This is a genomic window from Collinsella sp. CLA-SR-H006 (genome assembly GCF_040097075.1).
Lineage (GTDB): Bacteria > Actinomycetota > Coriobacteriia > Coriobacteriales > Coriobacteriaceae > Collinsella.
The window spans coordinates 129,893-139,603 of record NZ_JBBNPD010000004.1; the positions used below are offsets into that span (position 1 = coordinate 129,893).

General features: G+C 60.0%; 8 protein-coding genes. All 8 read right to left on the reverse strand.

The features are described 5' to 3' along the window. Positions 1 to 45: 45 nt before the first annotated feature. Positions 46 to 1,746: a penicillin-binding protein 2 gene (locus AAA069_RS04025; RefSeq protein WP_306421710.1), complete on the reverse strand. Its 1,701-nt coding sequence runs from the start codon at positions 1,744 to 1,746 to the stop codon at positions 46 to 48. Between the two features lie 182 nt (positions 1,747 to 1,928). Then, a complete protein-coding gene (locus AAA069_RS04030) occupies positions 1,929 to 2,399 on the reverse strand; it encodes a hypothetical protein (protein ID WP_022094483.1) in 471 nt (156 codons plus the stop codon). A gap of 90 nt (positions 2,400 to 2,489) precedes the next feature. Next, positions 2,490 to 3,455, reverse strand: coding sequence for a 16S rRNA (cytosine(1402)-N(4))-methyltransferase RsmH (gene rsmH / locus AAA069_RS04035; protein WP_117584231.1), 966 nt, complete (start codon positions 3,453 to 3,455; stop codon positions 2,490 to 2,492). 20 nt (positions 3,456 to 3,475) lie between these two features. Next, the gene (locus AAA069_RS04040) at positions 3,476 to 3,910 is read right to left on the reverse strand and encodes a division/cell wall cluster transcriptional repressor MraZ (protein ID WP_006234269.1); all 435 of its coding nucleotides are present in this window, start codon (positions 3,908 to 3,910) and stop codon (positions 3,476 to 3,478) included. Between the two features lie 462 nt (positions 3,911 to 4,372). Next, positions 4,373 to 5,314, reverse strand: coding sequence for a site-specific tyrosine recombinase XerD (gene xerD, locus AAA069_RS04045; RefSeq protein WP_349127638.1), 942 nt, complete (start codon positions 5,312 to 5,314; stop codon positions 4,373 to 4,375). A gap of 2 nt (positions 5,315 to 5,316) precedes the next feature. Beyond that, the gene (locus AAA069_RS04050) at positions 5,317 to 6,978 is read right to left on the reverse strand and encodes a CTP synthase (RefSeq protein ID WP_148332216.1); all 1,662 of its coding nucleotides are present in this window, start codon (positions 6,976 to 6,978) and stop codon (positions 5,317 to 5,319) included. Between the two features lie 178 nt (positions 6,979 to 7,156). Beyond that, complete coding sequence (locus AAA069_RS04055) at positions 7,157 to 7,495, reverse strand: hypothetical protein (RefSeq protein WP_022094205.1); 339 nt, start codon at positions 7,493 to 7,495, stop codon at positions 7,157 to 7,159. A 256-nt stretch (positions 7,496 to 7,751) separates the two neighbouring features. Then, a complete protein-coding gene (locus AAA069_RS04060) occupies positions 7,752 to 9,233 on the reverse strand; it encodes a DUF1846 domain-containing protein (protein ID WP_006234276.1) in 1,482 nt (493 codons plus the stop codon). Positions 9,234 to 9,711: the final 478 nt, after the last annotated feature.

Consider the following 9,711-nt stretch of genomic DNA (forward strand, 5'->3'; position numbering starts at 1 on the left):
ACCCTCATATGGGACAACAAACCACGCCCCAAAGATTGTAACCCCCTACTTCGTGTGCGGGATACCCAGCACGTCGAGCGCGTTGGCCATAATGGACTGGAACGGCACCGCAGCGGCATCTGAGCCGCTCGGCGTTCCGTCGAGCGTGATATAGCACAGCACCTTGGGCGATTGTGCCGGTGCAAAGCCCATAAAGGACGACATGTAGTTCTCCTTGAGGTAGCCGCCGTTCTCGTCGGCACGTTCGGCCGTACCGGTCTTACCCGCCACGTCATAGCCGTCAACCGCGCCGCCAACGCCCGTTCCCTCGGACACGACCGTCTGCATGCACGATGTCACCTGGGATGCGGCGTCCTCCGAAATCGCGCGCTCGCCTTCGCCCCAGTCCTTCTCGTCGCCTTTGCTGGACTTATAGAAGTGCGGTGTCATCATCACGCCGCCGTTGGCGATGCCGCCCACGGCACGTGCGATCTCAATCGGCGAGACGGACAGTGCCTGTCCAAAGCTCATCGAGCCCAGCGTGGCGCCGTCATACTGGTCACGCTCCTTGACGATACCCAGGCTCTCTCCCGGAAAATCGACACCCGAGCTGTGACCGATGCCCCACTTGTCCACATAGGCGGCAAAGTCGTCGGCACCGATCTTGCGCCCCACTAGGACAAAGCCCACGTTGGACGAACGGCGCATCATCTCGCGCACATCCATGGTCATGGCATAGTCGCGCTTGTCGGCATCGGTGACGGTATCGTCGCCCACCTTGATGCTCGCCGGCACCTCAAACGACGTACTCGATCGCACGACGCCCAAGTCGAAGCCGGCGCCCGCCACGAGCGTCTTAAAGACCGAGCCGGGCTCGTAGGCGTCGGTGACCAGGCGCAGATTCATATCCTCGGTCTTGGCATTCTCCAGATCGGTCTGGTCGTAGGTCGGGTACGAGCAGGCTGCCAAAATCTCGCCTGTCGTAGGATCGGTGACCAGCGCCGAGCCGTTCTTGGCCTTAGTCTTCTCAACTGCCTCTGCCAGGGCATCCTCGGCCGCACGCTGGATATTGACGTCGAGCGTCGTCACGATATCAACGCCGTCGACCGCAGCCACCTTTTTATAGGCACCGCCCGCAATATAGCTGCCGTCCCTCGCGCGCTCGCGTACGAGAGAACCGTTCGTGCCGGTCAGAAGCTTGTTGTATTGCTTTTCGAGACCCGTCAAGCCATCGTTGTCTACATTCACTACACCCAGCACCTGCGATGCCAGATTGCCGTATGGATATACGCGCTTCATGGCCTGCTCAAAAAGCACGCCGGGCAGGTTCTTCTTCTCCAGCGCCGCAACATCGTCTTCGTCCACCTGGCGCTTGATATACACCCAGGTTCCATCGGACTCAACGAGCTTGCGGCAGGTCTTTTTATCGATTCCAGTTGCCTTGACCAGCGCCGACACCGTCTTGTCAACATCCTCGACAAGCTGCGGGTTCACGGCGATGTTGCGACATTCGACCGACGACGCCAACACGTTGCCGTTGCGGTCGTAGATGGTGCCGCGTTTGGCATAGAGGGTCTGCGCAAGCAGGCGGCGCGCATCGGCACGCTCGCGCAGTTTATCGGCTTCGACAATTTGATAGTCGGCAAGGCGAAAGACGCCCAAGCCCAAGCCAAGCCCGATGAAGCCCATGACGGCTTTGCGGCGAGGCAGAGGTGCGCCTGTGAGCCATTCGGTCGACGAACTCTTGCGCGACCTGGTGTTATGCACTTGAGGGCCGCCCGAGCCGCGAAGTCGCGACGCCGGGTCGTTGCCACGGGACCGCCCGGCGTTGTAAGATTGCCGACCCGTTCCTTGATAACCAGAACGTCCCCGCGACGAGGGACGTCCAGAACCGCGGCCCCCATCGGAACCGCGGCGATAGTCATTTGTCATACTCAGCTACCGTCTTGCTACTGAGCGGTCGCGGTCGCGTTGGCGCCCGCGGCTGCATCCTGCGAAAAGTCAAGTGTAACGCTCTCGCTGGGCTCCACCATGCCATAAGCGCCCGCAAGGTCGCGAATGCGCGTGTCGGCGCCATAGACCGAATGCATGACCTCCAGGTCGGAGCTCTCATCGGTCGCCTTTTCGAGCGTGTTGGTAAGCTCGGCGTTGCTGTTGAGCACCTGGGCCGTAACGCCGGCGAGTGCCACGCGGGCGACGCCGATCGTCATGAAGATAGCCGCAATGATGCAAAACGTTTTAAGAACGCTCATGAAAACCGGGCTTACCGCCTGGTTTGCCTGACGGCCCGCGCCCGTGTAGACATCAAAGCGCGGCGTGCGCTGCTCACGGGGAGCAACGGGGGCCTGCGGCGTCTCACGATAGGCGGGCATGGCGTTCATATCATAGGCGAGTGCTGCGCTTGAAGTGTTGTAGCCCATGATATGCCGCCTCCCATCCCGAGTACGTTGGTAGTGTGTTTAAACTTCGTTTATGGTGCGAGCGGGAGGTCCAATATCGCGCGGTCGCGCCTACAGACGCTGCGCCACGCGGATTTTGGCTGATCTCGCCCGAGGGTTGCGCTCAACCTCATCAGGCTGGGCAACCAAGGGTTTGCGGGTGATGACCTTGAGTATCGGCACGTTGCCGCACACGCACACCGGAATCTCCGGCGGACACGTGCACCCCTGGCTCATCTCCTTAAAGTGGTTCTTTACGATACGGTCCTCGAGCGAGTGATACGAGATGACGCAGATACGTCCGCCCGGGTTGAGCCACCTGGTGGCGGCATCAAGCCCTCGTTCGAGCACATCGAGCTCGTGATTGACCTCGATGCGAATGGCCTGGAAACTTTTCTTGGCCGGGTGTCCGCCATGCCGACGAGCGGCAGCCGGGATACCCGCCTTGATGATCTCGACAAATTGGCCGGTGGTTTCAATCGGTTCTTGCTCGCGGCGGCGCACGATCTCGCGCGCGATCTGCGAGGCGAACTTCTCTTCGCCGTAGACGCGTAGAATCCGGGCGAGGTCGTGTTCGTTATAGGTGTTGATGACCTCAGCTGCGTTTAAGGTGTTATTACCCGGATCCATCCGCATGTCCAATGGGGCGTCCTCGTTATACGAAAAGCCCCTGCCAGGGATATCGAGTTGCGGTGACGAAACGCCTAAATCGAACAGGAAGCCATCGACCCCGGGCACCTCGGCCGAGCAAAGCAGCTCGTCCAAGTCGCCGAAGTTGCCCTTCAGCAGCTGGTGCGGAACGCCGGGAACCTCGCGGTCCAGACGGGCGCCAGCGGCCTCGAGGGCCATGTCGTCCTGATCGACGCCGAGCAAAAGGCCCGTCTCCCCCACCTGCGCGGCCATCTTTACCGAATGGCCGGCACCGCCAAGAGTGCAATCGCAGACAACGGAGCCGCTCTTGAGCTGCAGCGACTCAAGCACTTCGCCGAGCATGACAGGTTCATGCCGATATTCTTGTGTCAAGATCCCACGCTCCATCCGTTACCCGTGCCTTGCCCTTACGAGAAGAAGAGGTCCAGCAGGGCCTCATCGTCATCGTCCTCATCGGCCGCGGCGCGATCCCAAACCTCAAGGTGGTCGTAGTTGCCCACAACCGTGACCTCGCGGTCGAGGTTCGCCTGCTTGCGGAGAGACTCGGAAAGACCGATACGACCGGCGCTGTCCACGTCCATCGACGTGGTGCGCTTGTTGATCGCCCTCATGAGCTTCTGGTCGTTAATGTCACGCGGGTTAAAACCCTCGTGGCCCTCACGACCCGCGAAGAGTCCTTCGACCCACTTATCGAAGGCCTCGGCAGAGAACACGTACAGAGCATCGACATCCAGGGCTTTGAACACGCGAACGTGCTCTCCAAGCTCCTCGCGAAGGGGTGCAGGCAGGGACAGACGACCTTTTGCATCGAGATTGCGCTCGTATGCACCAGTCATTCCCATGTGCGCCCTCCCCTCGGTTACTCAGATGGCACGTACGCGGGGAACCACCCCGCCTGTCGACGTCATTAATAATATGGGGAACCGCCCCATTTTTCAACACCTTTCCCCACCCCTTCCCCCACCCCGCCCCACCACTCCACGCCTAATATGCTGTAAAACACCCCCGAGCATATGTTCGAAAACACAATATGTTGTGTTTGCAGCAAAGACGGGATGCCACCTGTAGAACCACGCCCGCGAACCTCAACCTTCAAGTTGACCTTGAGGCGATTTTTACGTCCCTTTACACGCCGTTCACATCGCCCCCAAACTCCCCCACCCACGACACACACGGCCCACCGCCGCGTCGGTGTCTGGCGAAAAATGGGACGGGCCCCAGATTGCCCATGCGCGCAAAAGTGCGTATCGGCAATCTGGGGCCCGCCCCCCTTAATATTTATAAATATGCAGGTCAGCGAGGTGCTAGCGATGTGCCAGCGGATGCGCCGCCAGATAGACCTCGGTCAGTTGCGTGCGGTCGACATGTGTGTAGACCTGCGTGGTCGAAATATCGGCATGGCCCAAAATCTCCTGCAGCACACGCAGGTCGGCACCGCCCGCGAGCATGTGGGTGGCAAAGGAGTGGCGCAAGGTGTGGGGATGGAGCCCCACCAGCCCCACTTGGCGCCCATACCGCTCGCATATCGCATGCACGGCCTGGCGCGACAGGCGACGTCCGTTCTTATTTAAAAAGACCGCCGAGGTCTCCGTCCCGTGAGCATGCGCGGCCAGGAGAGTGCGCCCGTCACCTATATAGTGTGTCAAGGCGCGAGCCGCGCTTCCCACCAACGGGGCCAGACGCTCCTTGGAGCCCTTACCGCGCACCAGGACAAACCCGTCATCAATATGGATATCGCCCACATCGAGCCCAACCAGCTCACTCACACGCAAACCGCATCCGTAGAGCACTTCCAAGATGGCATGATCGCGCAGCCCCATCTCGCCCTCGGGAAAGTCTTGATCGAGCAGTGCCGAGACATCCTCCACCGAAAGGTATTCCGGCAGGCGATCTGCCTTTTTGGGCAGGCGCAACGCCGCCGTCGGGTTTTGGGCCACGGCCCCATCGCGCACCAAAAAGGCATGCAGGCCCTTCACGGCAGCAAGCGCGCGCTCCACCGAGGCGTCGGAATAGCCTCCGGCGCGGCGATCGGCAACAAAGCCCTCCACGACCTGACGGGTCACCTCTTCAAAAGACACAATGCCCGCCCGCTCCAGATAGGCGCAGTACGTCGTCAGGTCACGACGATAGGCCGCAATCGTGTTGCGCGCCAAGCCCCGCTCGACCGCGAGGTAATCGAGATACTCCCCCGCCACCACAGCGAGCGACGAGGGAGTAGCTTCGGTATGTTCTTGGTTCTCCGGCACCCTTAGTCCGTAGCGAGGTTCTTGGGCGTCACCTGCAGACGGTCGACACCCTCGTGCTGGCCGATCGAGGCGCGCACGAACTCGCGGAACAGCGGCTGCGGGTTGGTCGGACGGCTCTTGAACTCGGGATGAGCCTGGGTGGCCACATACCACGGATGTACGTCGCGCGGCAGCTCGACCATCTCGACCAGACGCTCGTCGGGCGAAAGACCCGAGATAACCAGACCGGCGTCCTCGAGCTGGTCACGGAAGGCGTTGTTGAACTCAAAACGGTGACGGTGACGCTCGTAGACGAGCTCCTCGCCATAGGCCTCGCGCGCGAGGGAATCGGCAGCAAGCTTGCACGGATAGGCACCCAGACGCATGGTGCCGCCCTTCTCGGTCACGTCCTCCTGCGAGCTCATCAGGTCGATGACACTATACGGGCCGTCCGGATCGAACTCGGAAGAGCTGGCGCCGGCAAGGCCGACGACGTTGCGGGCAAATTCGCACACGGCCACCTGCATACCCAGGCAAATGCCCAAATACGGAATCTTGTGCTCGCGGGCGAACTCGGCCGCGAGGATCTTGCCCTCCAGGGCGCGCTTGCCAAAGCCGCCAGGGACCAAGATGCCCGAGACGTCACCCAGGACCTCGGAGACGTTCTGCTCGTCGAGGCTCTCGCCATCGACCAGCTGCACGTCAACGTGGCGATCGTAGAACACGCCCGCGTGGTGCAGGGCCTCGATAACCGACAGGTAGGCATCGGGCAGCTGCGTATACTTGCCCACGACGGCGATCTTCACCTTGTCGGCGTGATGGTTGGCGTGATTCTGCTTGCGCAGGAACTCGTTCCACTCGCTCATGTCGCGCTCACGCGGGTCCAGACCCAGGCGCTCGCAAATGCGCAGGTCAAAGTCCTGCTCGGCAAGCAGCTGCGGAACATCGTAGATGCTCGCGCAGTCCTCGTTGGTAAAGACACAGTCGGTGTCGACGTCGCAGAAGCTTGCAATCTTGCCGCGGATGGCATCGTCGATATGGTGGTCGGAGCGCAGAACAATAATATCGGGCTGGATACCAAAGCTGCGGAGCTCCTTAACGGAGTGCTGTGTCGGCTTGGTCTTGACTTCGTGGGCGGCGGCGATATAGGGAACGAGCGACACGTGGATGTAGCAGACGTTCTCGGGGCCGGCCTCCTTGCGATACTGGCGAATGGCCTCGACAAACGGCTGCGACTCGATGTCGCCGATGGTGCCGCCCAACTCAGTGATGACCACGTCGGAGCCGGTCTGCTCCTCAATACGACGGAACTTATCCTTAATGGCATTCGTGACGTGCGGAATCACCTGCACGGTGCCGCCCAAAAAGTCACCGCGACGCTCGCGGGCAATCAGGCTCTTATAGATGGCACCAGTCGTAAAGTTGGAATCGCGGGTCAGGTTCTCGTCAATAAAGCGCTCGTAATGGCCCAGGTCTAGATCGGACTCGTAGCCGTCCTCGGTCACAAAGACCTCGCCATGCTGGAACGGGCTCATGGTGCCGGGGTCAACGTTCAGATACGGGTCGGCCTTTTGCATCGTTACCTTGTAGCCGCGCGACTTGAGTAGACGGCCCAGCGAGGCCGCGGTGATACCCTTGCCCAGGGACGAAACCACGCCACCGGTTACGAACACATGCTTGGTCATATTGAGTTACCTGCGCTTCCCGTAGAAGTTGTTTATCCACATCTTACGGGTCTTCATTGTAATACTCGCGCCGCGGACCGTTCGCAATTTTTCTCGCATGCGATTGCATTTCTCAATCTTGAAACAAAACGCCGCCCAGTTTCCCAGGCGGCGTCGCTATGGCAAGGGTTACATGCTGCTATCGATCAGCAGCCTCGTCCTCAAGCATTTCTTGAACGAGCATGCCGGTACGGACGCCCTCAAGATACCACTCGCCACGTTCGGTGAGGCAAATGCCATTTGCAAGCTGACCGCCGTCGTCGCTATAACGCGAGACGACATCAATCATGCCTTCGGAATCCAAGCGATCGATTGCGGCGCGGGCACGATACGGCGAAACCCCCACGCGCTCGGCAAGCGTTTTGCGCGAGAAACCATACGGCCCGCCATTGTCTTCGGTTTGCTGGTCGATCTCCATCAATACCAGCACCTCGACACGCTTCATATCGTTGACACTCGCACGACCCTTGCCCGCCATAGCAGCCTCCTCAAACCGAGCACGAGCATCTAACGCGCCGTGCGCGACCGACACACCTCACGATGGCAGGTAATATCCATCATGCGGCATCCCGCTAAGGATGAAACAGTTACGGTTATTGTATACCGCTCAAATTGTTTCTAGGCAGGTAAACAGCTACTTTTCGCCGAAATAGGCGCTTTATTGATCAAAAAGCCGTACCGGGCGCTAACCCGATACGGCCAAAATGCAATGCAATTACCGCGGTGCTTCAAACTTAGCGATGGAAGAAACCGCGGCGCTCAAACTTGGGCTCGCAGCACACGTTGATACCCAGTTTGCGCAGTACCGTCTCGTCCGTCGGCGAGATAATCACGCTAAAGAAGGCATCGCAACCGCGCAGCTGCTCCAGGCCCGAAAGGACGCGAGCGGCCGTCTCACTCGTGGCCGAGGTGATCGACAGCGCCATAAGCGTCTCGTCGGTGTGGAGGCGCGGGTTTTTGCTGCCCAGGAAATGCGTCTTGAGCTTGCTGATGGGCTCGATCGCTTCATCGCTAATGACCTCGAGCTCAAGGTCGACGCCCGAGACATGCTTAAGTGCATTCATGATGAGCGAGCTCGCGGCGCCCAGGCGCGTGGAAGTCTTGCCGGTCACCACGGAGCCATCGGGCATGACCATGGCACCCACGGGACCACCCGTCAGCTGCTCCCTGGTGAGGGCTGCCGAGCGCGCCGGTGAGTAGTTCTTATCGATGCCGGCTTTCTTCATAATAATCTTGAGACGGTCGACTTGCTCATCGCCCACGCCGGTACGGCGCACATTTTCGACCGCGGTAAAGTAGCGGCGGACGATCTCCATCTTGGAAGCGTCGCGGCAGGCATCGTCATCGGTGATGGCAAAGCCGACCATATTGACGCCCATGTCCGTAGGGCTCTGGTAGGGGCTCTTGCCCAAGATCTTTTCCATCAGGGCACGGACTACCGGGAAGGCCTCGACGTCGCGGTTGTAGTTGACCGTGGTCTTGTTGTAGGCCTCCAAGTGGAAGGAGTCGATGATATTGGCATCGTCGAGATCGGCCGTTGCTGCCTCATAGGCGATGTTGACCGGATGCGTGAGGGGCAGATTCCAGACCGGGAAAGTCTCGAACTTGGCGTAGCCGGCGGCGGTGCCGTGCTTGTGCTCGTGATACAGCTGCGAGAGGCAAGTGGCGAGCTTGCCTGAGCCGGGGCCGGGAGCGGTGACCACGACGAGCGGACGAGTGGTCTCGACAAACTCATTCTTGCCATAGCCGTCGTCGGACACGATCAGGTCGACGTCGTGCGGATACCCCTCGATGGGATAGTGCAGCTTGGCGGGAATACCGAGCGCGTTCAGGCGGTTGCGGAATACATCGGCAGCGGGCTGGCCGGCGTACTGGGTGATGACCACAGCCGCGACGGCAAAGCCGTTGCCGCGGAACAGGTCAACCAGGCGCAGCACATCCTCGTCATAGGTAATGCCGAGGTCACCACGAGCCTTGTTTTTCTCGATGTGGTTCGCGTTGATCGCGATGATAACCTCGACATCGTCGGCGATGCTCTTGAGCATGCGGAACTTGCTGTCCGGTTCAAAACCCGGCAGCACGCGGCTCGCATGATAGTCATCGAACAGCTTACCGCCAAACTCCAAATAGAGCTTGCCGCCAAACTGCGAGATGCGCTCCTTAATGTGAGCAGCCTGCAGCTCGATATACTTCGCGTTGTCGAAACCCTGGCGCATGTATGGCTCCCGTCCCGTTTCCAATTAATGTTCTAGGCGATTATAACGGAGCCCGCCCTCCCCGATACCCAGACCATCAACAGGCACCAACCAAACATCCGTCAAACCTCTTGTCGGACATATTTGGTGCAAACTAACCTGACCCCATTGCACCGCTCCATAACACCAACAATGGCAGCGCCGCAGGTGGAGCAAAAGTCAGCGAAAGCCCGCCAGAGCGAGCAAGCTGTCCCCCTGCGCCAACAAGGGGAACGTCGCAGGTTGAGCATAAGCCAGCGAAAGCCCGCCAGAGTAGGCAAAGCGCCCTCTGCACCAACAATGGAAAGCGCCGCAGGCAGAGGACGGACAGACACTATGACCCAATCCGAGGGCACTAAAAAGATAGGAGCCCCCGCTCGTGACCGCGGGTCGGGGCTGCGACAATGATGTTGAAGTGCCATAGGCGCAGCCGCGCCGCAACGAGGTTGGGAGGCTCCCA

Coding starts and splice junctions, on each gene's coding strand:
- AAA069_RS04030 (WP_022094483.1), bottom strand. CDS start 2,399: ATGGGCTACAACACTTCAAGCGCAGCACTCGCCTATGATATGAACGCC.
- rsmH (WP_117584231.1), bottom strand. CDS start 3,455: ATGGAGCGTGGGATCTTGACACAAGAATATCGGCATGAACCTGTCATG.
- AAA069_RS04040 (WP_006234269.1), bottom strand. CDS start 3,910: ATGGGAATGACTGGTGCATACGAGCGCAATCTCGATGCAAAAGGTCGT.
- AAA069_RS04050 (WP_148332216.1), bottom strand. CDS start 6,978: ATGACCAAGCATGTGTTCGTAACCGGTGGCGTGGTTTCGTCCCTGGGC.
- AAA069_RS04055 (WP_022094205.1), bottom strand. CDS start 7,495: ATGGCGGGCAAGGGTCGTGCGAGTGTCAACGATATGAAGCGTGTCGAG.
- AAA069_RS04060 (WP_006234276.1), bottom strand. CDS start 9,233: ATGCGCCAGGGTTTCGACAACGCGAAGTATATCGAGCTGCAGGCTGCT.